At 68.3% G+C, this 22668-nt stretch carries 23 protein-coding genes and 1 pseudogene; 7 read left to right on the top strand and 17 right to left on the bottom strand.

Annotated elements, in window-relative coordinates; genetic code table 11:
* Window positions 1–20: 20 nt before the first annotated feature.
* The 3 genes from rnr to sugE all read left to right on the top strand — a co-directional run bounded on the left by rnr (window position 21) and on the right by sugE (window position 4013).
* Window positions 21–2507 (top strand): ribonuclease R, encoded by a 2487-nt coding sequence (gene rnr, locus ASE10_RS18150; RefSeq protein ID WP_056306365.1) that lies wholly within the window; start codon window positions 21–23, stop codon window positions 2505–2507.
* A gap of 341 nt (window positions 2508–2848) precedes the next feature.
* Entirely contained in the window at window positions 2849–3616 is a 768-nt protein-coding gene (gene rlmB, locus ASE10_RS18145; protein ID WP_055910550.1) for a 23S rRNA (guanosine(2251)-2'-O)-methyltransferase RlmB, read from the top strand.
* Window positions 3617–3695: 79 nt separating this feature from the next.
* Window positions 3696–4013: a quaternary ammonium compound efflux SMR transporter SugE gene (gene sugE / locus ASE10_RS18140; RefSeq protein ID WP_056306343.1), complete on the top strand. Its 318-nt coding sequence runs from the start codon at window positions 3696–3698 to the stop codon at window positions 4011–4013.
* Between the two features lie 62 nt (window positions 4014–4075).
* Here the strand turns inward: sugE and ASE10_RS18135 are convergent, their stop codons facing one another.
* Entirely contained in the window at window positions 4076–4975 is a 900-nt protein-coding gene (locus tag ASE10_RS18135) for a sigma-70 family RNA polymerase sigma factor (RefSeq protein ID WP_056104371.1), read from the bottom strand.
* 75 nt (window positions 4976–5050) lie between these two features.
* Here ASE10_RS18135 and ASE10_RS18130 point away from each other — a divergent pair, with 75 nt between their 5' ends.
* The gene (locus ASE10_RS18130) at window positions 5051–5512 is read left to right on the top strand and encodes a carboxymuconolactone decarboxylase family protein (protein WP_200945895.1); all 462 of its coding nucleotides are present in this window, start codon (window positions 5051–5053) and stop codon (window positions 5510–5512) included.
* Between the two features lie 63 nt (window positions 5513–5575).
* On the opposite strand, the gene ASE10_RS18125 is transcribed toward ASE10_RS18130, so the two are convergent.
* The 16 genes from ASE10_RS18125 to ASE10_RS18050 form a co-directional block, all read right to left on the bottom strand.
* Complete coding sequence (locus ASE10_RS18125; RefSeq protein ID WP_056306341.1) at window positions 5576–6118, bottom strand: hypothetical protein; 543 nt, start codon at window positions 6116–6118, stop codon at window positions 5576–5578.
* A gap of 42 nt (window positions 6119–6160) precedes the next feature.
* The gene (rnt, locus tag ASE10_RS18120) at window positions 6161–6808 is read right to left on the bottom strand and encodes a ribonuclease T (protein WP_055910537.1); all 648 of its coding nucleotides are present in this window, start codon (window positions 6806–6808) and stop codon (window positions 6161–6163) included.
* Window positions 6809–6984: 176 nt separating this feature from the next.
* A complete protein-coding gene (locus ASE10_RS18115) occupies window positions 6985–7767 on the bottom strand; it encodes a putative DNA-binding domain-containing protein (RefSeq protein WP_055910535.1) in 783 nt (260 codons plus the stop codon).
* A complete protein-coding gene (locus ASE10_RS18110; RefSeq protein ID WP_056306338.1) occupies window positions 7760–8617 on the bottom strand; it encodes a DUF692 domain-containing protein in 858 nt (285 codons plus the stop codon). Before ASE10_RS18110 ends, ASE10_RS18115 begins: the two co-directional genes overlap by 8 nt.
* Before the next feature lie 7 nt (window positions 8618–8624).
* Window positions 8625–9062 (bottom strand): hypothetical protein, encoded by a 438-nt coding sequence (locus ASE10_RS18105; protein WP_082559975.1) that lies wholly within the window; start codon window positions 9060–9062, stop codon window positions 8625–8627.
* Window positions 9063–9168: 106 nt separating this feature from the next.
* Window positions 9169–9684, bottom strand: a complete 516-nt coding sequence (locus ASE10_RS18100; protein WP_055910528.1) for an RNA polymerase sigma factor — start codon at window positions 9682–9684, stop codon at window positions 9169–9171.
* A 247-nt stretch (window positions 9685–9931) separates the two neighbouring features.
* On the bottom strand, window positions 9932–10642 hold the full coding sequence (gene phoU, locus ASE10_RS18095; RefSeq protein ID WP_055910525.1) for a phosphate signaling complex protein PhoU: 711 nt from the start codon (window positions 10640–10642) through the stop codon (window positions 9932–9934).
* Between the two features lie 151 nt (window positions 10643–10793).
* The gene (gene pstB / locus ASE10_RS18090) at window positions 10794–11609 is read right to left on the bottom strand and encodes a phosphate ABC transporter ATP-binding protein PstB (RefSeq protein WP_055910522.1); all 816 of its coding nucleotides are present in this window, start codon (window positions 11607–11609) and stop codon (window positions 10794–10796) included.
* Window positions 11610–11643: 34 nt separating this feature from the next.
* Entirely contained in the window at window positions 11644–12528 is an 885-nt protein-coding gene (gene pstA, locus ASE10_RS18085) for a phosphate ABC transporter permease PstA (protein WP_055910518.1), read from the bottom strand.
* Window positions 12528–13496 carry a phosphate ABC transporter permease subunit PstC gene (pstC, locus tag ASE10_RS18080; protein ID WP_055910516.1) on the bottom strand — a complete coding sequence of 323 codons (969 nt, stop codon included), beginning with the start codon at window positions 13494–13496 and terminating at the stop codon, window positions 12528–12530. The genes pstA and pstC overlap by 1 nt, the downstream gene beginning before the upstream one ends.
* A 200-nt stretch (window positions 13497–13696) precedes the next feature.
* On the bottom strand, window positions 13697–14791 hold the full coding sequence (gene pstS, locus ASE10_RS18075; protein WP_055910692.1) for a phosphate ABC transporter substrate-binding protein PstS: 1095 nt from the start codon (window positions 14789–14791) through the stop codon (window positions 13697–13699).
* A gap of 467 nt (window positions 14792–15258) precedes the next feature.
* Window positions 15259–16284, bottom strand: a complete 1026-nt coding sequence (gene pstS, locus ASE10_RS18070) for a phosphate ABC transporter substrate-binding protein PstS (RefSeq protein WP_055910514.1) — start codon at window positions 16282–16284, stop codon at window positions 15259–15261.
* A 232-nt stretch (window positions 16285–16516) separates the two neighbouring features.
* Window positions 16517–17734: an OprO/OprP family phosphate-selective porin gene (locus ASE10_RS18065; protein ID WP_055910512.1), complete on the bottom strand. Its 1218-nt coding sequence runs from the start codon at window positions 17732–17734 to the stop codon at window positions 16517–16519.
* 135 nt (window positions 17735–17869) lie between these two features.
* On the bottom strand, window positions 17870–18526 hold the full coding sequence (gene nth, locus ASE10_RS18060; protein ID WP_056306336.1) for an endonuclease III: 657 nt from the start codon (window positions 18524–18526) through the stop codon (window positions 17870–17872).
* Between the two features lie 137 nt (window positions 18527–18663).
* Window positions 18664–19017 carry a hypothetical protein gene (locus ASE10_RS18055; protein ID WP_082559974.1) on the bottom strand — a complete coding sequence of 118 codons (354 nt, stop codon included), beginning with the start codon at window positions 19015–19017 and terminating at the stop codon, window positions 18664–18666.
* Between the two features lie 59 nt (window positions 19018–19076).
* Window positions 19077–19859, bottom strand: coding sequence for an enoyl-CoA hydratase-related protein (locus tag ASE10_RS18050; RefSeq protein WP_055910503.1), 783 nt, complete (start codon window positions 19857–19859; stop codon window positions 19077–19079).
* A gap of 214 nt (window positions 19860–20073) precedes the next feature.
* Between ASE10_RS18050 and ASE10_RS18045 the strand changes: the two genes are divergently transcribed.
* The 3 genes and pseudogenes from ASE10_RS18045 to ASE10_RS18030 all read left to right on the top strand — a co-directional run bounded on the left by ASE10_RS18045 (window position 20074) and on the right by ASE10_RS18030 (window position 22623).
* Window positions 20074–20760 carry an FKBP-type peptidyl-prolyl cis-trans isomerase N-terminal domain-containing protein gene (locus tag ASE10_RS18045; RefSeq protein WP_055910501.1) on the top strand — a complete coding sequence of 229 codons (687 nt, stop codon included), beginning with the start codon at window positions 20074–20076 and terminating at the stop codon, window positions 20758–20760.
* A 200-nt stretch (window positions 20761–20960) separates the two neighbouring features.
* Window positions 20961–21775: pseudogene (locus ASE10_RS18035) on the top strand (DUF1289 domain-containing protein).
* Window positions 21772–22623 (top strand): sulfurtransferase, encoded by an 852-nt coding sequence (locus ASE10_RS18030; protein ID WP_055910491.1) that lies wholly within the window; start codon window positions 21772–21774, stop codon window positions 22621–22623. The pseudogene ASE10_RS18035 and the gene ASE10_RS18030 overlap by 4 nt, the downstream one beginning before the upstream one ends.
* Window positions 22624–22668: the final 45 nt, after the last annotated feature.

The following is a 22668-nucleotide window of genomic DNA, read 5'->3' as shown; positions in this document are numbered from 1 at the left end:
CGATGTGCGACCATGCCGCGATGAGCAAGAAGACCCCGGCCGGGGGCAAGCCCGGCAAATCCACCCGCGCTCCTAGCGCGAAGGCCGGCGCCAAGCCGGCGAGCGGCAAGCAAGGCGCCGGCAAGAGCGGAGGCGGCAAGAAGACCGCCGCCCCGCGCCCGGCCTGGCTGCCGGAGAACCTGCAGCACGGCGCACCCGGCAAGGGCGGCAAGCGCGGCAAGGCCGATGCGGCGGCGCCGCCCGCGCCGCGCGCGCGCAATGCGCCGTCGGCCTACAACGATCCCTACGCCGAGCGCGAAGCGCGCCGCTACGAGCAGCCCATCGCCAGCCGCGAAGCGATCCTGCAACTGTTGGCCGCGGCCGACGGCCCGATGCGCGCCGAGGTCCTGGCCGAGACCCTGGGCCTGAGCGAGCCCGACCGTTTCGACGCGCTCGGCAAGCGCCTGGCGGCGATGCTGCGCGAAGGCCAGCTGCTGCAGAACCGCAAGGGCGAGTTCGCCCCGGCCGCGCGCATGGACCTGATCCCGGGCGTGGTGATCGCCAACCCCGACGGATTCGGTTTCCTGCGTCCGGAAGCCGGCGGCGGCGACGATCTGTTCCTGCCGCCGTTCGAAATGCGCAAGGCCATGCACGGCGACCGCGTGCTCGCCAGCGTCACCGGCGTCGACCGCCGCGGCCGCCGCGAAGGCGCGATCGTCGAAGTGCTGGAGCGCCGCCTCAACCGTCTGATCGGGCGCTTTACCGTGGAGTCCGGCATCAGCTACGTCGTGCCCGACGATCGCCGTATCCAGCGCAACGTGCAGATCCCGCCCGATGCGCGCCTGGAAGCGCAGAACGGTCAACTGGTGGTCTGCGAACTGGTGCAGGCGCCGGACGCCAAGCGCCCGCCGATCGGCCGCGTGCTGACGGTGCTGGGCGAACGCCTGACCGCCTCGCTGGCGGTGCAGGCCGCGATCCATGGCCATGAACTGCCGCACGAATTCCCGCAGGCCGTGCTCGACGAAGCCGCCGGCGTCGCGCTGACCGTGCCGCCCGAACTGGCCGCGCAACGCGTCGACCTGCGCTCGACCCCGCTGGTCACCATCGACGGCGAAGACGCCAAGGACTTCGACGACGCGGTCTATTGCGAACCCAACCGCGACGGTTTCCGCCTGGTGGTCGCGATCGCCGACGTCTCGCACTACGTCCGTCCCAGCACGCCGCTGGACGAAGAGGCGACCCGCCGCGCGACCTCGGTCTACTTCCCCGGCTTCGTGGTGCCGATGCTGCCGGAGACCTTGTCCAACGGTATCTGTTCGCTCAAGCCCAAGGTCGACCGGCTGTGCTTCGTCTGCGACATGCAGATCGACCGCGAAGGCCAGGTGACCGAATCGAAGTTCTACGAAGCGGTGATGAACTCGCATGCGCGCCTGACCTACACCCAGGTCTGGAGCGCGGTAGGCGAGGGCATCGAGGAAGAAGCGCGCGCGGACGCGCTGGCCCAGATCGGCTCGCTGCTGCCCGCCATCCAGCGCCTGCATCAGCTCTACCGCGTGCTGTCCAAGGCGCGCCAGCGCCGCGGCGCGATCGAGTTCGAATCCAGCGAAGTGCGTTTCGTGCTCGACCAGCGCGGCGAAGTGGTCCAGGCCGGCATGCTCCAGCGCAACGACGCCCACAAGCTGATCGAGGAATGCATGATCGCGGCCAACGTCGAAGCCGCGAAGTATTTGATCGGCGCGCACGTGCCGGCGCCGTACCGCAACCACGAACGGCCGCCGGAGCAGAAGTACGCCGACCTGCAGGAGTTCCTCAAGGAGTTCAAGCTGCGCATGCCGCCGTGGCCGCAAGTGCAGCCGCGCGACTTCACCGAGCTGCTGAAGAAGGTGCGCGAGCGTCCCGATGCGGCCCTGATCGAGTCGGTACTGCTGCGCAGCCAGAGTCTGGCGGTGTACGCGCCGGACAACCTCGGCCACTTCGGCCTGGCGCTGGAGGCCTACGCGCACTTCACCTCGCCGATCCGCCGCTATCCCGACCTGCTGGTGCACCGCGCGATCAAGTACGCGCTCAGCGGCGCGCGCCCCGATCAGTTCCTGTACTCGCCGCGCGAGATGGCGGCATTGGCGCTGCAATGTTCCGAGCGCGAACGGCGTGCCGACGAGGCCGAACGCGAGGTCGACGAGCGCTACCGCGCCGCCTGGATGGAGCAGCACGTCGGCGGCGAGTTCGAGGGCACCATCAGCGGCGTGACCAGCTTCGGCCTGTTCGTCGAGCTCGACGAGTCCAAGGTCAACGGCCTGATCCACGTTACCCAGCTGCCGCACGACTATTACCACTTCGATCCGATCCGCAAGACCTTGCAGGGCGAACGCACCGCGCGCGAGTTCCGGCTCGGCGACCGGGTCTCGATCGTGGTGATGAAGGCCAGCGTCGAGGACCGCAAGATCGACTTCAAACTGGTCGAGGAACGCGGCGCCAAACCCTTGCCGCCGCGCGGGCAGCCGGCCAAGCGCAGCAAGCAGAAGTATTGAACGGGTAGGAGCGAGTTCGCGGGCTTCTTTCCCGGACGGAGGCGCCCCGCGCCCGAAGCGGGCGAAACAAGCGCCAGGGTGCCCCCTTGAAGTGGGGGCGAGCGCCCGAACCCGGTTCCGATTCATGCGACGGAACCGCAGCGCGGGATTGGCTTCGCCGTGCAGGCAAGCCAAGGGCAAATGCCGTTGGCCCATTTTTAAAGGGGGAAACCGCGCCTTGGGGGCGCGGGACGGGGCCGGAACAGGCCTCAGGGCCCTCGCTGGCTTAGAATCTCCCCCCTTGTCCTCCCGTCGGCCCGGCTCGCGCCCGGTCGGCGGTCGCTCCCGCATACGGAACCCCCATGAGCCAGAAACAATGGATCGCCGGTATCAACGCAGTCTCGGCGGCGATCGAGCACGACGCCGACAACGTGCGTGAAGTGCTGATCGAAGCCGGCGCCAAGAACCCGCGCCTGGCCGAGATCGAAAGCAATGCGCGCCGCGTCGGCATCGACGTGCGCAAGGTCGCGAGCCAGGCCGTGGACGGCGTCGCTGGCGGTCTGCGCCATCAGGGCGTGGTCGCGCGCTACGCCGCCGCCAAGACCTGGGACGAGAACGAGCTGCAGGGCCTGATCGAGGCCGCCGAAGGCCGCGCGCTGGTGCTGATACTCGACGGCGTGCAGGACCCGCACAACTTCGGCGCCTGCCTGCGCAGCGCGGCCGCGGCCGGCACCACCGTGGTGATCATTCCCAAGGACCGCGCGGTCCAGGTCAACGCGACCGTGCGCAAGACCTCGGCCGGCGCCGCCGACAGCGTGCCGATCATTCCGGTCACCAACCTCGCGCGTACCCTGCGCGAACTGCAGCAGCTGGGCGTATGGCTGTACGGCCTGGCCGGCGAAGCCGAGGCCTCGTTCTACAGCATCGATCTGCGCGGCAACGTCGGCCTGGTGCTGGGCGGCGAATCCGACGGCCTGCGCCGGCTCACCCGCGAGAATTGTGATCAACTGGTGAAGATCCCGATGCCCGGCGGCGCCGACGGCTCCGCGGTCGAGAGCCTGAACGTGTCCGTAGCCGCGGGCGTGACCTTGTTCGAAGCGGTGCGCCAGCGCCTGGTCCCCGTGAAATAATCCACGGGCATCAGGAAGCGGGGACGACCCCGCCGCTCCAATCGCCCGGGGACGGCCCCATCGCGAAAGGAGACCTGTCATGCCTTGGATCATTCTCGTACTCGCCGGTCTGTTCGAGATCGGCTGGGCCATCGGCCTCAAATACACCGACGGTTTCAGCAAACTCTGGCCCACCGTGGGCACGGCCGCCGCGATGGCGATCAGCCTGGGCCTGCTCGGCATCGCCATGAAGTCGCTGCCGGTCGGCACTGCCTACGCGATCTGGGTCGGCGTGGGCGCGGTCGGCACCGTCATCCTCGGCATCGTCCTGTTCCAGGAGCCCCTGAACGCGTTGCGCGTGATCAGCGTGGCGCTGATCGTGACGGGGCTGGTCGGGCTCAAGCTGGCTACGCCTTGAACTTCGCCCCGCCTTGAGTCTCGCTGCGGCGGCCGGAGACGGCCGCCGAGTCGCGCGACGGCTCAGTCCAGCAGCGCCACATTCGCGTTCGCGATCCCCGCGGGGTCGGCAATGATCTCGATCGCGACGATGCGTTCGCCGACCACCCTGAAGGCGAAAGCGACGCGTGGGGCGCCGTCCGGTGCCCAGGCCGCGCCCGCGGCACCGGCGACAATGGCGGCTCGGGCGGTTTGCGCGCGACCGACGAAGGTTTCGGCGACCGTCTTGGCGCCGCGCAGTTCCGGCGCCAGGCGCGGTGCGCCGTCGGACTGGTTGGCACTGGCGGTGAGCACGGCGACGGCGTCGGCGCGCAGCACCACGTTCGGGTCCAGTACCGACAGCAGGCCGAGCAGGTCGCCGCCGCGCGAAGCCGCCAGGAACGCGTCGACGACCTTGCGTTGGCGCGCCAGGTCCGGGTCCGGCGTGACCGCGCCCTGGACGCGGCGGCGCGCGCGGCTGGCGAGCTGGCGCGCGGCGATGTCGCTGCGCCCGACGATGGGGCCGATGTCCTCGAACGACATGCCGAACAAGTCGTGCAGCACGAATGCGATCCGCTCCGACGGCGTCAGCCGATCCAGCACCACCAGCAGCGCCGGGCCCATCGCATCGGCCAGCAGCACCTGGTCTTCGGGCCCTTCCAGATCGTCGCTGCCGTAGTCGTGTTCGACCGGCTGCGCGTCCAGCGATTCCTCGGCGCGGGTCTTGCGCGAGCGCAGCACATCTAGCGAGGCGCGCGCGACCACCGTGGTCAGCCAGCCGCCGAGGTTGTCGACTTCGCTGGTGTCGGCGCGGCTCATGCGCAGCCAGGCGTCCTGGACCACGTCCTCGGCCTCGCTGTGCGACCCCAGCATGCGCTGGGCTACCGCCCGCAGATGATCGCGATGGGCCTCGAATTGCGTGGCCAGCCAGTCTTGATTGCTCATGTCACGTTTCCGATTCGTGGCGCGTCATCTCTATGACGCACCTGCATCCCTCAATGTGACAAGGAGAAACCTGCCATGCAAATCCATGCCCGTATGAACAATCCCGCCGTGCTCCTGCCCGATGCCATGAAGGCCTTGTGGGCGCTGAAGAAATCGACCGAGCAGAACGGAGTGCCGAGCACGACCTTCGATCTGGTCGAGTTGCGCGCCAGCCAGATCAACGGCTGCAGCGCCTGCGTCGACATGCATTCGCGCAAGGCCAAGAAGGACGGCGAAAGCGATGAGCGCCTGTTCGCGGTCGCGGCCTGGCGCGAGACGCCGTACTTCAACGAAGCCGAACGCGCGGCGTTGGCCTTGGCCGAATCGGTGACGCGCATCTGCGACCGTTCCGATGCGGTATCGGACAAGGTCTGGGAAGAGGCGCAGCGTCACTACGACGAGCCCGCGCTGGCCGCGCTGGTGTTGGCGATCGCCAACATCAACGTCTGGAACCGCCTCAACGTCGCGGTGCGGCAGCCGGTGGGCGATTGGGCTTGAGCCCAGAGCGAGCGGCAGGGCCGGTTCGCATCGCGATCCGGCTCGTGCTTGCGAAGCGATCGCTTACTTGAGGACGAAGCTCGCGCTCAGCGGCACTTCGACGCCGCGCAGTCGGTCCTTCAGCGTGACCCGCAGGGTCCAGCGGCCCGGCGGGTCGCCGGGTTCGGCGACGAACTGCAGGTTCGTCGTCGTCAGGTAGGTGTGGGCCGGACTGCCTTCCAGCTTGACCTTGAAACAGGGCAGATCCTTGGCGCCGGTGCTCGCGGTGCCGTCGGGGCGCAGCATGAGGAAGTCGCAGGCGACATCGGTCATGCCGTCGGCGCCGACCTTGGGATTGGCCAGGAAGGTGAGCATGGTCAGGGTGCCGCCGCTGCTGACTTCCTCGGCGGCGGTGAAGGTCGGCGTGTGCTCTGCCGGGGTGTCCCACTTTTCCTGCCAGTCGCCGTCGGCTGTGATCAGCAGGCGGCCGCTGAACTCCTGGACCGTGCGCATCGACTCGGTCTGCGGCAGTCGATTGCCTTCGCGGTCGATCCAGCCCGCTTGCGCGCAGGCCGCGCCCGGCAATGCGAGCGCGAGTGCGATCAGGGCGGTAAAAATCGTTTGCATGCGCTGCGCGTTCCTTGCGTCAGGGTGGGCCGGTCGCGGGACTCAGGCGCCGGGCAGCGGCAAGGGCCAGGCGTTGACGACCTTGCAGAACAATTGCGCGGTGCGCTCGGCGTCGTAGACGGCCGAGTGCGCCTCTTCGGCGTTCCATTCGAAGCCCGCGGCCTGCACCGCGCGCGCGAGCACGGTCTGGCCATACGCCAGGCCGCCCAGGGTCACGGTGTCGAACACGCTGAAGGGATGGAAGGGGTTGCGCTTGTGGCCGCTGCGCGCGACCGCGGCGTTGAGGAAGTTGAGATCGAAGTGGGCGTTGTGGCCGACCAGGATCGCGCGCTGGCAGCCGTGGCGCTTGACCGCCTCGCGCACCGGCGCGAACACGTTTTCCAGCGCGATCCGCTCGGGCTTGGCGTCGCGGAACGGATGGTCGATGTCGATACCGGTCACTTCCAGCGACTTGGGATCGATCTCCAGGCCGAGCGCGGGCACCACGTGCGCGCTGGCCGTGACGCCGGGAATCAGCAGGCCGTTTTCGTCGAGCTCCAGCGGAACCACGGCGATCTCGAGCAGAGCGTGGCGGTTCCAATCGAAACCACCGGTTTCGACATCGACCACGACCGGCAGAAAGCCGCGGAAACGGGTGTTCAGACGGGGCGGGGCGGTGGCGGGTTTGGGGGCGGTGCCGGCATCGATCATGCGGAAAGCCTAGCAGACGGCGATGGCAGACCCGTCTGCAGGGCCGTATGCGGCCTCGCCGAGGCGCAGCCAGCGCTGCGGGCTCCGGGGTCTGCGGTCTTCGGGACGGCCATGCGGCGCGCCGGCACGGCAGGAAACGCGCCGCTAGCGCCGGCGCCACCCAAGCAGGGCCGCGATCAGACGGAACGGTCGGCGCGCGCGCCTGGCACGACGCCGTTGCTGCGCATCTGTTCGAGCAGGGCGCGGCCCTGGACGACGAAACTGGCCAGGTCGTCGCTGCCGGCCTCGGCGGCCAGCGCCTGCAACTGCTCGCGGCCGCTGAGTTCGGGCGACTCGCCCAGGCGTTCGACCAGGCGATAGGCGAGCGGACTGAGTTCGGAGAAACGGACCTCGCCGTCGGCCTCGCGCCGCAACAGCAGCAGGGTCGGTTGCGGCGGCGGGGCCTCCGGCTGGAACTGCGCGCCGATCCGATGCACCGGCCAGACGTAGGCCAGGGGCCAGGCCAGCGGCGACAGCACCGGCACGCCGTCGAGCAGGTCGGCATCGGCGTCGAACTCGGCCGGATCGAGCGCGGCATCGGACAGCTGCAGGGCCAGCTCGACCCATTCGTAGTGCGCCAGTTCGAGCAGGAACGCCGGCTCGAGTTCGTCGCGGTCTTCGAGGTAGCGCAGGAACTCGCGCGCGAGCTCGGGAAACAGCGGCGTGCGGCAGCGGTGCTCGCGGTAGAAGTCGCGCACCAGCGCAGTCCAGCGTTGTTCGCCCAGCAGTTCGCTGACGACCGGGAAGTTGCCGGCCAGCAGGCCTTCGATGTTGTTGAACAGCAGGTCGCGATAGACCGCCAGGCGCCGCTCTTCGATACCGGCCGGGGCGGGGCTGGCATGCGGGTCGCGCAGGTGCCGGGTCAGTTCGAACTGCTGCGCGCGCAATCGCGCGGGCGCGTCGGCGCGCGGCTCAGCCATGGGCCTGGCGCGCGGCGGCGGGCGCGTGTTCGCGCAAGACGGCGCGCACGGTGTCGAGTTCGGCCACCAGCTCGGCGTAGGGCGGGAAATTGAAGTCGCGTTCGAGCAGGGTCGGGCGCGCGCCGAAGCGCCGGTAGGCCTCGCCCAGCAGCGACCACACCGCGTCCTTGACCGGGGCGCCGTGGGTGTCGATCTTGAGGTCGTCGGCTTCTTCGTAATGGCCGGCGACGTGGATGTAGGCGATGCGTTCGCCCGGCAGCGCGGCCAGGAACGCGCTCGCGTCGTAGCGGTGGTTGATCGAATTGACGTAGACGTTGTTGACGTCGAGCAACAGGTCGCAGTCGGCTTCGGCCAGTACGGCCTGGGTGAAGTCGATCTCGCTCATTTCCTGATGCGGCGTGGCGTAGGTCGAGGTGTTCTCGACCGCGATGCGGCGGCCGACGATGTCCTGGGTCTGGCGGATGCGCGCGGCGACGTGGTGCACGGCTTCCTCGGTGAACGGAATCGGCAGCAGGTCGTAGAGGTGGCCGTCGTCGCTGCAGTAGCTCAGGTGTTCGCTGTACAGGCGCACGTGGTGCTGGTCGAGGAAGCGGCGGACCCGGATCAGGAAGGTTTCGTCCAGGGGCTCGGTGCCGCCCAGCGACAGCGACAGGCCGTGGCAGACCAGCGGATGGCGCGCGGCGAGTTCGCCCAGGGCGTCGCCGTAGCGGCCGCCGACCCCGATCCAGTTCTCCGGCGCGAGCTCGAGGAAGTCGAAATCGGTGGGCGCGGCCGATCGCAGCGGGCCCAGCAGGGCCCGCCGCAAACCGAGGCCGACGGCGTCCGCGTTCAGCGGACGCACGCCTTCCATGCGTGGATCAGACCGAGCCACCGCACTTGCCTTCGCCGCACTTGCCTTCGGCGGCCTTCTTGCCCTCGGCAGCCTTCTTGTCCTTGTCGGCGCCGCACTTGCCTTCGCCGGTCTTCTTCTTGTCGGCACCGCACTTGCCTTCGCCGCACTTGCCTTCTGCGGCCTTCTTGTCCTTGTCGGCGCCGCAGCTGCCTTCGGCATGCTTCTTGTCGGCGCCGCAGCTGCCTTCGGCATGTTTCTTGTCGGCGCCACAGCTGCCTTCAGCGGCCTTGGCGTCGGTGGCCTTGGCATCGGCGGCCTTATCGGCCGTCTGCGCCTGCTGGGCGCCGAGCAGGTAACCCTGGGCGAGGTCGCTCATGGCGAAGGCGGAGGTGGACAGGGTCAAACCGCCGACCAGGGCGGCGCCGAGCGCGAGGGCGACGGGTTTCTTGATCTGCTTGGACATGCGCTTGCTCTCCATTACGTTGGCGATGATGACGGGATCGACCCGCCGGTGAAAAACACAGGGCGGAAGCGGGCGCAGTGTGCCCGGTTCCTTGTTCGAAAACTGTTCATGGATCCAGATATTCGCGCGCCAGCATGCGCGCGCGGTGCAGGCGCGCCTTGACCGCTTCGCGCGTGAGCGACAGGCGTTCGGCCATTTCGGCGATGGTCAGGCCCTGCAGATCGCGCAGCAGCACGACCTCGCGATAGTGCGCGGGCAGGGATTCGAGCGCGGCGGCGACATCGTGGCGCCACTGGCAGGGCTCGGGCAGCGCCACCGCCAGGATGTCCTCGGTGATCGCCTCGCCGGTGAGCAGGCGCATGCAGCGTTTGAGGCGGTTGCACTCGCGCTTGACGATGCGGAAGGTCCAGGAGGCGAAGCACTCCAGCGAGCGCAGGTCGCACAGCTTGCGCGAGACCGCAATCAGGGTTTCCTGGACCGCATCCTCGACGTCGTTGATGACGCAGTGGAATTCGGCGTAACGGCGCAGGTCCTGGCGCGAGCGCACCAGCACGCGTTCGAGCGCGCCGCGGTCGCCCGCACGGGCCGCTTCCAAATCGCCATAGGCCGACGTCACGCTCATGCCCTTCGTATCCCTCCGAATCCTTGCTACATAAACCGCAGCGGGGCGCTGCGAACATGTACCAAGAGTTAGGGGTTACGGCAAACGGTTCGCGGCGGAGGCAGCCGGATCGGTTTTGTTGGGCGTGCGTTCAGTTAGCGAGTGCTGGAAACGTTTGCAGTTTTGCTGCGCTGCAGCGAGACGGATCGGCGCCCGGGAGGCGCCCGCAGCCCGGCCCCGCGATCGCGGAGCCGGGCACGGCTTCGTATCAGACGACGCCGGTGGTGTTGGTGTCGTCGCGCTTCTCGCGCGGCGGCAGCAGTTCCTCGCCCTTGACCAGGAACCAGACGTTTTCGGCGATGTTGGTGGCGTGGTCGCCGATGCGTTCGATGTTCTTGGCCATGAACAGCAGATGCGTGCAGGGGGTGATGCTGCGCGCGTCCTCCATCATGTAGGTGAGCAGCTCGCGGAACAGGCCGGTGTAGGCGGTGTCGATCTCTGCGTCGCGTGCGCGCACGCGCTGGGCCAGTTCGATGTCGTTCTCGCGATAGGCGGCGAGCACGTCGCGCAGCTGCTTGACCGCGAGCGTGCCCAGCGCGTGCAGGCCGGCGATGTGCGGCAGCGGCGGCGACAGATTGAGCGCGGTCGAGCGCTTGGCGACATTGGCGGCGTAGTCGCCGACGCGTTCGATGTCGGCGGCGATGCGGATCGCGGCCAGGATCTCGCGCAGGTCGCGCGCCATCGGCCCGCGCAGGGCGAGCTTCATCACGTCGTGGCTGATTTCCTGCTCCAGCGTGTCGATCGCCTCGTCGTTGGCGATGATGCGCTCGGCGGCCTTGTCGTCGCGGCGTTCGACCACGTCGAGCGCGGCTTCGAGCTGGGACGCGGCCATCTCGCCCATGCGCAGGGTTTCGTCGAGCAGGCGGCGCTGCTCGTCGTCGTAGCTCTTGACGATATGGTCGTGCATATGGGTGCTCATGGGAGTGTCCGAATTTCGTTCCAATTCTGGTTTGTACTGCATTGCCATCCATGGCGAGACACTCGGTCTCCGGATGGTCCGGCCCGGCCATCCTGGCCGGGCGTTCGGTACCGCAGCCGATGCCGATAGGGCATCGGCTAAGCGCGGTCCCTCACCCAAACCGCCCGGTAATGTAATCCTCGGTCTGCTGCTTGCTCGGCTTGGAGAATATGGTTTCGGTCGGCGCGTGCTCGATCAGATCGCCCAGGTACATGAAGGCGGTGAAGTCCGACACGCGCGCGGCCTGCTGCATGTTGTGGGTCACGATCGCGATCGTGTAGTCCTTCTTGAGCTCCTCGACCAACTGCTCGATGCGGCTGGTCGAGATCGGGTCCAGCGCCGAGGTCGGCTCGTCCAGCAGCAGCACGTCCGGACGCAGGGCGACCGCGCGGGCGATGCACAGACGCTGCTGCTGGCCGCCGGACAGGCCCAGCGCGCTCTGGCCCAGCTTGTCCTTGACCTCGTCCCAAAGTGCGCCCTGGCGCAGGGCGTGCTCGACGCGGTCGTTCATTTCCGACTTCGACAGCTTCTCGTGGTGGCGGATGCCGTAGGCCACGTTCTCGAAGATGGTCATCGGGAACGGCACCGGCTTCTGGAACACCATGCCGACCTTGCTGCGCAGGCGGTTCATCGGGTACTTGGCGTCGAGTATGTTCTCGCCGTCCAGCAACACTTCGCCGCGCGCTTCCAGCTTCGGGTACAGCGCGTAGATGCGGTTGAAGATGCGCAGCAGGGTCGACTTGCCGCAACCGGAAGGGCCGATCAGCGCGGTGACCTGCTTCTCGGGAATCTCCAGGTTGATGCTCTTCAGCGCGTGGAACTTGTCGTAGTAGAAGTCCAGCCCGCGTGCGGCGAGCTTGACCGGCGCCGAGGCGGCGGCGGTACTGTCCCGCTCGGGCGTGGCGAGAGTGAGGCGGGCGTCGTTCATGGCCGGAGTCCGGTCGAGGGTATGAAGGGTCAGGTCAGTCATTGGAAATCCGATTCCGCAGCACCAGGGTGCGCGCGATCAAGCTGACGACGAGGACGAAGAAGGTCAGCACCAGAGCGCCGGCCCAGGCCAGGGTCTGCCAGGATTCATAGGGGCTGCCGGCGAACTGGTTCATCACCACCGGGACGCTGGCCATGGGCTGCAGCACGTTGGTGCTCCAGTACTGGTTGCCGAAGGCGGTGAAAAGCAGCGGTGCGGTTTCGCCGGAGATGCGCGCCAGGGCGAGCAGGATGCCGGTGACGATGCCGGCCGAAGCGCTGCGGTACAGCACCTGCACGATCACTTTCCACTGCGGCACGCCCAGCGACAGTGCGGCCTCGCGCATCTGCGAGGGCACCAGGCGCAGCATCTCGTCGGTGGTGCGCACCACCACCGGCAGCACGATGAAGGCCAGCGAGATCGCGCCGGCCAGGGCCGAGAAGTTGCCGCCGGTCTGCATCACCACCAGGGTGTAGACGAACAGGCCGAGCACGATCGACGGCGCCGACAGCAGGATGTCGTTGACGAAGCGGACCACGGTGCCGATCTTGCGGCCGACCCCGTATTCGGCCAGCCAGGTGCCGGCGGCGACGCCGAGCGGGGTGCCGATCAGGATCGCGATCGCGCACATCACCGCGCTGCCGAAGAAGGCGTTGAGCAGGCCGCCTTCCTGCATCGGCGGCGGCGTGTTCTGGGTGAACAGCGCCAGGTTGATGCCGCCCAGGCCTTTGGCGATCAGGGTCCACAGGATCCAGCCCAGGAAGAACAGGCCGAATGCGGCGGCGGCACAGGCCAGTGCGACCGCGATGGTGTTGCCGATGCGGCGTCGACGGTACAGGCCGTCGGCGGTGCGCAGTTCCTTGGCGGTGGCGACGGCCATCAGTTGCCCTCCTTGCGCGAGAGTTGCATCAGCATGAAGCGGGCCGCGGCGAGGACCACGAAGGTGACGATGAACAACACGAAGCCCAGCAGCAGCAGCGCCGAGCGGTAGGTCTCGGTGGCTTCGCCGAAGTCGTTGGCGATCAGCGCGGCGATGGTGGTGCCCGGCTCCAGCAGCGAGGCCGAGAAGTTGACCGAGTTGCCGATCACGAACGCGACCGCCATGGTCTCGCCCAGCGCGCGGCCGAGACCGAGGAAGACGCCGCCGATCACCGCCGAGCGCGTGTAGGGCAGGACGATGTCCCAACTCACTTCCCACTTGGTCGAGCCCAGCGCGTAGGCCGATTCCTTGAGCCGGGTCGGCACGGTCAGGAACACTTCGCGCATCACCGAGGAGATGAAGGGGATCACCATGATCGCCAGCACGATGCCGGCGGTGAGCATGCCGATGCCCAGCGGCGGGCCCTGGAACAGGCGGCCGATCACCGGCCAGGTGCCGACGTGGTCGTTGAGCCAGGGGGTCACGTATTCGGTCATCACCGGCACCAGCACGAACAGGCCCCACATGCCGTAGATGATCGAGGGGATGCCGGCCAGCAGTTCGATCGCGGTGCCGATCGGGCCGCGCGCCCAGCGCGGCGCGACTTCGGTCAGGAAGAAGGCGATGCCGAAGCTGACCGGCACGGCGATGATCATCGCGATCATCGCGGTGGCGATGGTGCCGTAGATCGGTACCAGCGCGCCGTACTGGTCCTCGACCGGATTCCATTCGGCGGTGATGAAGAAGTCGATGCCTTCCTTGGCGAGTACGGCGCGGCCGCCCCAGAGCATCGACAGCGCGGCACCCGCGAGCGCGATCAGGACGAAGATCACGGTCGCGGTCAGGACATAGCGGAACAGACGGTCGTTGCGCGCGTCGGCGTGGTCGCGCGCTAGCGGTGCGGACGTGGGTAGGGCGGTCGCGTTCATTGCGAGTAGGAGTCCGTGAGGGCGGGGCGTGCGTGCGGTGCGCTAGAACGTTGTGGTCTTGGTGGCGGACGTCGTTCCCGCACAGGCGGGCTCTGCTTTATTTCGGCGGCGCCGAACATCCGGGCTCCATCGAGGCGGGGCGCTTGGGGTGCGGGATGGCCCATCGGCAAAGCCGGGCGCTGCGCGCCCGGACCGATGGCTCACTTGAACTCCGCCGCCCAATAGGCCTCGACCTGCTTCACCAGTTCCGGCGGCAGCGGCACGTAGTCCAGCGAGCTCGCCTGGGCCTGGCCGTTCTCGAACGCCCACTTGAAGAAGGCGCGGGTATCGGCGCTGCGCTTGGCGTCCTTGGGCTGCTTGTACATCAGGATGAAATTGGTCGCGGTGATCGGCCAGGCGTTGGCGCCGCTGGCGTTGGTGATCACCAGGTTGAAGTCCTTGGCGTTGGCCCAGTCGGCGCTGGCGGCGGCGGCCTGGAAGGCCTCGGCGCTGGGCTGGACGAAGTTGCCGGACGCGTTCTGTAGCTGCGCGTAGCTCATCTTGTTCTGCAGTGCGTAGGCCAGTTCGACGTAGCCGATCGAACCCTTGATCTGCTTCACGTACGAGGCCACGCCTTCGTTGCCCTTGCCGCCGACGCCGCCCGGCCACTGCACCGAGGTGCCTTCGCCGACCTTGGTCTTCCAGGCCGGGCTGACCTTGGACAGGTAGTTGGCGAAATTGAAGGTGGTGCCCGAACCGTCGGAGCGGTGGACGATGTTGATCTTGGTCGCCGGCAGCGCGGTGCCCGGGTTGACCGCAGCGATCGCCGGATCGTTCCAGACCTTGATGTTGCCCAGGAAGATCTCGGCCAGCAGCGGGCCGGTCAGGCGCAGCTTGCCGGCGTCGAGGCCGTCGATGTTGACCACCGGCACCACGCCGCCGATCGCCGACGGGAACTGGCCCAGGCCGGCCGCGGCGAGCTCTTCGGCCGTCAGCGGTTTGTCGGAGGAGCCGAAATCGACCGTGCCGGCCTTGATCTGGGCGATGCCGCCGCCCGAGCCGATCGACTGGTAGTTGACCTTGGCGCCGGTGGCCTTGTTGTAGTCGTCGGACCACTTCGACAGCAGCGGGTAGATGAAGGTCGCGCCGGCACCGGTGATCAGGGCGGCGGTCTTGTCGCCGGCCGCAGCAGCGGCGTCCGCAGGAGCGGCGCCGTCGGCGGCGGCCTTCGGCGCGTCGGTGCCGGGCTTGCACGCGGCCACGGCCAGCGTCAGGGCGAGGGACAGGGCGGCGATGCGGGCCGGCGACGATTTCATGCGCAACTCCATGAGGGGTGCCGACGAGGCTCGCCGGCGGGGCTGTGTCATTTGATGATCTTTTTGTTACAGCGCTATGACATCGTTCGGTAACGAATTTGTAGTGAAAGGCTGAAAGGCCGTAGCGGCGGGCTTTGCGAGGGCTTTGGGGGCGAGGCCGGGCTGGTGTAGCGCCGTGAGCGCGACGTAAAGAAGGCCGTGCCGGGATCTTCAGCCCTCGCGGCTTTAGCCCCTCTCCCGCTCGCGGGAGAGGGGTTGGGGTGAGGGCCCGCGCAGCAACGAGCTTGCGTCGCCGCTTCGCTTTCGCGCGCCCTCATCCGGCCCTTCGGGCCACCTTCTCCCGCAAGCGGGAGAAGGGCTGCGGCGGGAGAAGGGCTATGGCGGGGGAGGGGCATTGGGCGTGAATCGAGCCCCAAAACGCAGAACGGGCCCGAAGGCCCGTCCCGTGCAACCCGATCCGCGGGGGATCAGTAGTTCATGTTCGCCGACCAGTAGGCTTCGATCTGCTTGACCAGCGCGTCCGGCAGCGGCACGTAGTCCAGGGCCTTGGCCTGGGCGTCGCCGTTGGCGTAGGCCCAGCGGAAGAATTCCTTGGCGTTCTTGGCGCCCGGCGCGTTCTTCGGCTGCTTGTACATCAGGATGAAGTTGGTCGCGGTGATCGGCCAGGACTTCTCGCCCGGCGCGTTGGTCATCACCAGGTAGAAGTCCTTGGCGCTGGCCCAATCGGCGCTGGCGGCGGCGGCCTGGAAGGTCTCGTCGCTGGGCAGCACGAAGTTGCCGGCGGCGTTCTTCATGCGCGAGTAGGTCATCTTGTTCTGCAGCGCGTAGGACAGCTCGACGTAGCCGATGCCGCCCTGGATCTGCTTGACGTAGGCGGCCACGCCTTCGTTGCCCTTGCCGCCGATACCGACCGGCCACTTGACCGCGGTGCCTTCGCCGACCGAGCTCTTCCACTCGCCGCTGACCTTGGACAGGTAGTTGACGAAGTTGAAGGTGGTGCCCGAACCGTCCGAGCGGTGCACGACGGTGATCTTCTTCGCCGGCAGCTGCACGCCGCCGTTGAGGGCGACGATCGCCGGGTCGTTCCACATGGTGATCTTGCCGAGGAAGATCTTGGCCAGGGTCTCGCCGTCGAGCTTCATCGCGCCCGAGGCCACGCCCGGGACGTTGATCACCGGCACCACGCCGCCGATCACCGACGGGAACTGGGCCAGGCCGAACTTGGCCAGCTCATCGGGCTTCAACGGCGCGTCGGAGGAACCGAAGTCCACGGTCGCCGCCTTGATCTGGGCGATGCCGCCGCCGGAACCGATCGACTGGTAGTTGACCTTCTTCTGGGAGGCCTGGGCGTAGTCGGCCGACCACTTGGACATGATGGGATAGACGAAGGACGCGCCGGCGCCGGTGACGTCGGCGGCCTGGGCGGCCACCGGAACGATGGCGGCGGTCGCGAGCGCGAGCGCGGCGAGACGGAAGCGGAAGGACTTGAACACGGAGGGCTCCTGGAGAGAGACGGCGGGCAATGGCCCGCTCGCTGCGAATTTCATAACGGTTCGATGACAGTCGCGGGTCGTAGATGTGACAAACCGGTGACACGCGACATTTGGCTGAAGCGCTGGACCGCCGGCGAGGCCGGTGACCGGACGCAAAAAGGGGCGCGGCGTAGGCCGCGCCCCGAGGCGATTCGCGAATTTGCTGCCAGTGGGGGGAGAGAAGCGGTACGGCTTACCAGTAGAACTGCATGCGCACTTCGGTGATGTTCGGGTTGTCGTCGACGTAGCGACGGGTGGTGCCGCCGACCCACTTGCTGCTGTCGACCTTGACGTAGTTCAGCATGAACTTGAAGTTCGAGCGCCAGTACCAGTTGACGCCCAGGGTCCAGGCATCCTGCTCGCCGCCGAGCACGCCGGTGGTGGCGCCGGTGGTGACGTTGCCGCTGCCGTCGTTCAGATCGACGGTGTCGTAACGCAGGCCGAGCTGCCACAGGCCCTTCTCGGGCGCGTCGGGCAGCGGGGTGGTCGGGGTGCCGGCCTTGTAGCCCCAGGTCTCGCCGGTGATGTTCCACAGGCCGCTGATGTAGCCGCCGTCGAAGTCCACGTCCGGCGCCACGCCGTAGCGCTTGACGCTGGTCTTCATGTACTCGCCCTGCAGCTTGAACGGGCCGTGCACCCACAGGCCTTCGACGCCGGTGGTGGCGACGCGGTCGGAGCGGGTGATCGAGCCGGTGCTGACCAGGGTCTGCGAGATGTCGGCCAGCGGACGGGCGCTGAACGAAACCGTGTCGCCGGTGCCCGCGGTGCCGCCCAGGTCGGCGTCGTAATCGACATGCGACAGGCCGAAGTGCAGGACGTTGCCGGTCTCCAGGATCGGAGCCCAGGTGCCGCGCAGGCCGAAGCCGTTGCCGTGCTTGCGGTTACGGGTCAGCTCGCGGCTGAAGTAGGTGGCGTTGACGCCCCAGTTGACGTCGCCGTAGTAGTAGCCGACGCCGACGCGACGGGCGATGCCGAAGGTGTTGGTGATCGAGCCCTTGGCGACGAAGTCGTTGTTCTTCGTCGAGGACAGCTCTTCCAGGCTGTTGGGCTGCTTGAACTGGCCGACCTGGATGAAGTGGTTGGCGTTGTTGCCGAACTTGTACTTGACGTTGGCGTCGAGGAACTTGTCGTCCTTGGCGTCGTAACCCAGCACCCACTCGAAGTTGCCAGGACCCTTGCCCTTCAGCACCAGCTCGGCGCGACGCAGTTCGTTGTCCGAATCGCTGCCGTCCGGGGCGTCGACGTTGAGGTTCTTGAGGTCGTTGCCGTAGCTGTAGTAGTCGGCCTGGAGCAGACCTTCGAAGCTGACTTCGGAGTCGCCGATCACGTCGAGCGCGACTTCGGCGTGGGCGGCCGGAGCGACGAGCGCGGCGAGCAGCGCGACGGACAGGGTGCTGCGGGAGAGTTTCATGGCGTGGCCCTAGGGCGTGGTTGGATGCCGCGCAGGCTAGGGTGTGAAAGTTGCGTAAATATGACAGGACTGACTTATTTCGCCGGCATGACCGATCCATGACGGTCCCGCCAAGCGCCCGCCGATAGCCGCAAATCAAGCGGCGACGGGCTCCGGCTGGCCTGGGGTCTTGTCCGGGTAGTGGCAAAGATCGCGGATCGCGCAGTGCGGGCAGTCCGGCTTTCGTGCCTTGCAAACGTAACGTCCGTGCAGGATCAGCCAGTGGTGCGCGTCGTGCAGGTAGGCCGGCGGTACGCGCTTGAGCAGGCTGTCTTCGACCGCGCGCACGTTCTTGCCGGGCGCCAGGCCGGTGCGGTTGGCGACCCGGAAGATGTGGGTGTCGACCGCCATGGTCGGTTCGCCGAAGGCGGTGTTGAGGACCACGTTGGCGGTCTTGCGGCCGACCCCGGGCAGGGCCTCGAGCGCGGCGCGCTCGCGCGGGACCTGGCCGCCGTGCAGATCGATCAGCTGCTGCGACAGCGCGACCACATTGGCGGCCTTGGTGTTGTACAGCCCGATCGTGGCGATATAGGGCTTGAGCCCCTCGACCCCGAGCGCGGCGATCGCCTGCGGCGTGTTGGCGACCGGGAACAACTTGCGGGTGGCCTTGTTGACGCCGACGTCGGTGGCCTGCGCGGACAGGGCGACCGCGACCAGCAGTTCGTACGGCGAGCTGTATTCGAGCTCGGTGGCCGGCTTGGGGTTCAGCGCCTTGAGCCGGGCGAACATCTCCTCGGCTTCGGCCGGGGTCATTCGGACCGCGCGCCTGGGTTTGGCGGCGGGGCCCTTCGCGGCCTTGGGCTTGGCAGCCGCCGGTTTTTCGCCGGCCGCGGTTGTCTTCGGGCCCGGGCGACGTTTCGCGACGGCCGTAGCGTTCTTGCCGACTCGACTCACGACTTGTTGCGCTCCGCGGCTTTGGCCTTGGCGCGCGCCAGCGCGGCCGCTGCCGCGGACGGCAGCGTCGGGCGTGACGGCTCGGCGGCCGGGGTCATGGCGCCGTCGCGCGTCGCGGCCTCAGGCGCGCGAGCGCCCGCGCGTTGCGCCGCGCGCTCCTGCGCGCGCTGCGCCAGGCGCGCGTTGCGGGCGCGATAGCGTGCGCGCGCGGCCAGCGCCTTGCTGCGCGCCACGCGTGCGTCGATCAGCATCGCCGTGCAATCCGGCGTGCATGCGCTGCAGGCCGCGGCGTCGAGCAAACCCAGCGCCAGCGCGCGATCGAGATCGTCCGCGGCCAGCGCGGCCACGATCGCGTGCGCCGCGGCGCCGTCGGCGCGCGCGCAGCCGCAGCGGCAGGGCGCCGCCGCGCTCACGTGCCGGAGAACACCGGCTTGCGGCGTTCCAGGAACGCGCCGGTGCCTTCGCGCATGTCGTCGGTCGCGAACATCAGGCCGAACTGCGCGGTCTCGTATTCCAGGCCTTCCTCGATCCCGCATTCGCCGCCGACCGCGACGCAGTCGAGCACGCCGCGCAGCGCCAGCGGCGCGGCCGCGGCCAGCTGCTCGGCGAGCTTGAAGGTTTCGGCTTCCAGTTCGGCCGCCGCGACCACGCGGTTGACGATGCCGAGCTGGCGCGCGCGTTCGGCGTCGATCGGCGTGCCGACCAGGCACAGTTCCAGGGTCGCGGCGCGCCCGGCCAGGCGCAGCAGGCGCTGGGTGCCGCCGAAACCCGGGATCAGGCCGAGGTTGATCTCGGGCTGGCCGACCTTGGCGGTGTCGGCGGCGATGCGCAGGTGGCAGCCCATCGCCAGTTCCAGGCCGCCGCCGAGGGCGAAGCCGTTGACCATCGCGATCACCGGCTTGGGCATTTTCTCGATCCGGCGCATCAGCTTCTGCCCGCGCAACGAGAAATCGCGGCCCTGGACCGGGGTCAGGCCGTTCATTTCCGAGATGTCGGCGCCGGCCACGAAGGCCTTGGGGCCGGAGCCGGTCAGGACCACGCAGCGCACCGCCGGGTCGGCGGCCGCGGCCTCGAAGGCCTGGTACAGCGCGTCCAGGGTCTGCGCGTTCAGCGCGTTCAGCTTGTCGGGGCGGTTGACGGCGATCACGCGCACGGCGCCGCGATCGGTGGTCAGCAGGGGCGATGAGGACATGGGTGGGGTCGTATGAATAGGTGCGGGGGAGGGGCCTGAACCGGTTGCTGCGACGGAACTCCGGCGCTTGCGCGGGGTCTGAGCCCTGGATGTCAGTGGCGGTTAAGCTCTGCGGCCGCTATCCTACCCCGTCCATCTGGGCGTATTCGACCCACTGGGCCTTATCGTCGGGGCGGTCCAAACCGCCCCGTGTCATTACCGGAGATTCCAACGAATGAAGTTGCGTTTGATTGCTGCCGCTGTCGCGGCCCTGGCTCTGACCGCCGGCAACGCCGTCGCGCAGGACACTTCGTCCGAGAAAGGCAAGCTGAGCTACGCGCTGGGCTACGACCTGGGCCGTAACGCCATCGAAAGCGGCGAGCAGGTCGATGTGAACACCATCATCAAGGGTCTGCAGGACGGCTACGGCAAGAAGCAGCCGGCCGTCGCGGTCGACCAGCTGCGCACCGCCGTGCAGAACATGCAGCAGCGCCAGCAGGCCAAGGCCAAGGCCGAGTGGGAAAAGGCCGCCGCCGAGAACAAGACCAAGAGCGACACCTACCTGGCCCAGAACAAGGCCAAGGCCGGCGTGAAGACCTTGCCCAGCGGCGTGCAGTACCGCGTGATCGAAGCCGGCACCGGCGCCAAGCCGACCCAGACCAACACCGTGCAGCTGGAAGTCGCCGGCCCCTACGCTTGGGGCGAGCGTCCGGCCACGGCGCGTCCGCCGCAGGCGATCCCGGCCATCAAGGTCAGCGAGATCGAAATGCAGGCGATGCGCGAAGTGCTGCTGCAGATGCCGACCGGCTCGAAGTGGGAAGTGACCCTGCCGCCGGCCGCCGCCTACGGCGCCGATCCGCGCACGCCGTTCCCGCCGAACGTGGCGGTGCAGTTCGAAATCAAGCTGATCAGCACCAAGTAAGCCGATCAGTGAGTCGTCAGGTTGCGCCGGCTCTGCGGGCGCAACTTTTTTGAGCAGTCCACCGGCTTGGCCGGCGTAGTTTTGGGACTCACCCGCCGGCGTCGCCGGCGAGGCGTTGAACCCGGCCCCGGCCGGTGCGATGCGGCCTGCGGGCCGCCCTGACGGCCGCGCGAGGCTGCGCGGCTTGGTGGTGTGGCGAAATGAATTTCCAATTCCGGGCGGTCCTCAGTCCCTGCATCGGCGTTTGCTCGCTGGATGAGCAGGGCCTGTGCGAGGGCTGTCACCGCACCAGCGCCGAGATCGCGCGCTGGTCGCAGATGAACGACGACGAGCGCCTGCGGCTGATGGAACACGTGCTGCCCGAACGCGTGTCGCGCAGCCGGTGAACGCGCTGCCGCCCCTTTATCCGCCCGACTATCCGCGGCTGCGCGATGCCTTGTATCCGCTCGCGATCGAGCCCGCCGGCGCCGCCTGGAACCTGGACGAACTGCACGGCCTGCTGCCCGAGGCCGCCGAGCCCGCGCGCGCCGCGGTCCTGGTCGGCCTGGTGCCGCGCGAGGACGGCACCCGCGTGCTGCTCACGCGCCGCACCGACGCGCTGCGCCAACATGGCGGCCAGGTGAGCTTCCCGGGCGGCCGCATCGAGTCCGACGACGCCGATGCGGTCGCCGCGGCGATCCGCGAAACCGGCGAGGAGATCGGCCTGATGCCGGCGCAGATCGCGCCGCTGGGCTATCTGGATCCGCTCGCGACCATCACCGGCTACCGCGTGCTGCCGGTGGTGGCGATCGTCGACAGCGACTACGTGGCGCGGCCGGACCCGAACGAAGTCGCCGACGTATTCGAAGTGTCGCTGGCCTATCTGATGGACCCGTCCAACCTGGACGCGCACACGCTCGACTACCGCGGCCGCGCGCGACAGGTGCTGGAGTTCCGTTATCCGGACCAGCGCATCTGGGGCGCGACCGCGTCCATGCTGTTGAACCTGCGGCAACGACTGGAGGCGATCGCATGATGGACTGGACCACCTTGGTGTCGGCCGAAGACTTGGCCGCGCAACTCGGCCGCGACGGCCTGGTCGTGATCGACGCGCGCGCCGGCCTCGCCGATCCCGACGCGGGTGCGGCGGCCTACGCGCAGTCGCATATCCCGGGCGCGCGCTACGCGCACCTGGATCACGACCTGTCCGATCACCGCAAGCGCAACGCCGGCCGCCATCCCTGGCCCGAGGCCGCGGATTTCACCGCCGCGCTGGAACGCTGGGGCGTGTCGCCGGAGGACCAGGTCGTGGCCTACGACCACGGCGACGGCGCGCTGGCCGCGGCGCGGTTGTGGGCGCTGCTGCGTCTGCTCGGCCACCGGCGCGTGGCCGTGCTCGACGGCGGCTGGCAACGCTGGAGCGAGCTCGGCCTGCCGACCGACGACGCGCTGCCGACACCGCAGCCGACGCGTTATCCCGGCAGTTTCGATCAGAACCGCTTGCTCGACGCCGACGCGGTGCGCGCGCATCTCGACGCGGGCGGGCTGTTGATCGACGCGCGCGCGGCCGAGCGCTTCCGCGGCGAAGTCGAGCCCCTGGATCGCGTCGCGGGCCACGTGCCGGGCGCTCGCAACCGCCCCTATGCGCAGAACCTGCAGCAAGGCCGCTTCAAGCCGGCCGCCGAACTGGTGGAAGGTTTCGCCGCGGTGATGGGCGACTACCTGCCGCAGCAGACCGTGGTGATGTGCGGCTCCGGCGTCACCGCCTGCCATCACCTGCTGGCCATGGAGCACGCGGGCCTGCGCGGCGCGGGCTTGTTCACCGGCTCGTGGAGCGGTTGGGTCGACGATCCCTCGCGCCCGGTGGCGACGGGCGAGGCTTGAGGTCATACGGCTGAGCGCGTCCAAGCGCGCGCTGCAAGCTGTTGT

It is taken from the genome of Lysobacter sp. Root76 (assembly GCF_001428685.1).
Lineage (GTDB): Bacteria > Pseudomonadota > Gammaproteobacteria > Xanthomonadales > Xanthomonadaceae > Lysobacter.
The sequence above is the reverse complement of the archived record's forward strand: the minus strand, read 5'-3'. Positions and strand labels throughout refer to the sequence as shown.

Excerpts from the sequence above, each read along its gene's own strand:
- ASE10_RS18130 (WP_200945895.1), top strand. The coding sequence starts at position 5,051 with ATGCAAATCCATGCCCGTATGAACAATCCCGCCGTGCTCCTGCCCGAT.
- ASE10_RS18045 (WP_055910501.1), top strand. The coding sequence starts at position 20,074 with ATGAAGTTGCGTTTGATTGCTGCCGCTGTCGCGGCCCTGGCTCTGACC.
- pstA (WP_055910518.1), bottom strand. The coding sequence starts at position 12,528 with ATGGCCGTCGCCACCGCCAAGGAACTGCGCACCGCCGACGGCCTGTAC.
- sugE (WP_056306343.1), top strand. The coding sequence starts at position 3,696 with ATGCCTTGGATCATTCTCGTACTCGCCGGTCTGTTCGAGATCGGCTGG.
- rnr (WP_056306365.1), top strand. The coding sequence starts at position 21 with ATGAGCAAGAAGACCCCGGCCGGGGGCAAGCCCGGCAAATCCACCCGC.
- rnt (WP_055910537.1), bottom strand. The coding sequence starts at position 6,808 with ATGATCGATGCCGGCACCGCCCCCAAACCCGCCACCGCCCCGCCCCGT.
- ASE10_RS18065 (WP_055910512.1), bottom strand. The coding sequence starts at position 17,734 with ATGAAACTCTCCCGCAGCACCCTGTCCGTCGCGCTGCTCGCCGCGCTC.
- ASE10_RS18105 (WP_082559975.1), bottom strand. The coding sequence starts at position 9,062 with ATGTCCAAGCAGATCAAGAAACCCGTCGCCCTCGCGCTCGGCGCCGCC.
- pstS (WP_055910692.1), bottom strand. The coding sequence starts at position 14,791 with ATGAAATCGTCGCCGGCCCGCATCGCCGCCCTGTCCCTCGCCCTGACG.
- ASE10_RS18135 (WP_056104371.1), bottom strand. The coding sequence starts at position 4,975 with ATGAGCAATCAAGACTGGCTGGCCACGCAATTCGAGGCCCATCGCGAT.
- rlmB (WP_055910550.1), top strand. The coding sequence starts at position 2,849 with ATGAGCCAGAAACAATGGATCGCCGGTATCAACGCAGTCTCGGCGGCG.
- pstC (WP_055910516.1), bottom strand. The coding sequence starts at position 13,496 with ATGAACGCGACCGCCCTACCCACGTCCGCACCGCTAGCGCGCGACCAC.
- nth (WP_056306336.1), bottom strand. The coding sequence starts at position 18,526 with ATGACCCCGGCCGAAGCCGAGGAGATGTTCGCCCGGCTCAAGGCGCTG.
- ASE10_RS18030 (WP_055910491.1), top strand. The coding sequence starts at position 21,772 with ATGATGGACTGGACCACCTTGGTGTCGGCCGAAGACTTGGCCGCGCAA.
- ASE10_RS18115 (WP_055910535.1), bottom strand. The coding sequence starts at position 7,767 with ATGGCTGAGCCGCGCGCCGACGCGCCCGCGCGATTGCGCGCGCAGCAG.
- phoU (WP_055910525.1), bottom strand. The coding sequence starts at position 10,642 with ATGAGCACCCATATGCACGACCATATCGTCAAGAGCTACGACGACGAG.
- ASE10_RS18050 (WP_055910503.1), bottom strand. The coding sequence starts at position 19,859 with ATGTCCTCATCGCCCCTGCTGACCACCGATCGCGGCGCCGTGCGCGTG.
- ASE10_RS18125 (WP_056306341.1), bottom strand. The coding sequence starts at position 6,118 with ATGCAAACGATTTTTACCGCCCTGATCGCACTCGCGCTCGCATTGCCG.
- ASE10_RS18100 (WP_055910528.1), bottom strand. The coding sequence starts at position 9,684 with ATGAGCGTGACGTCGGCCTATGGCGATTTGGAAGCGGCCCGTGCGGGC.
- pstB (WP_055910522.1), bottom strand. The coding sequence starts at position 11,609 with ATGAACGACGCCCGCCTCACTCTCGCCACGCCCGAGCGGGACAGTACC.
- ASE10_RS18110 (WP_056306338.1), bottom strand. The coding sequence starts at position 8,617 with ATGGAAGGCGTGCGTCCGCTGAACGCGGACGCCGTCGGCCTCGGTTTG.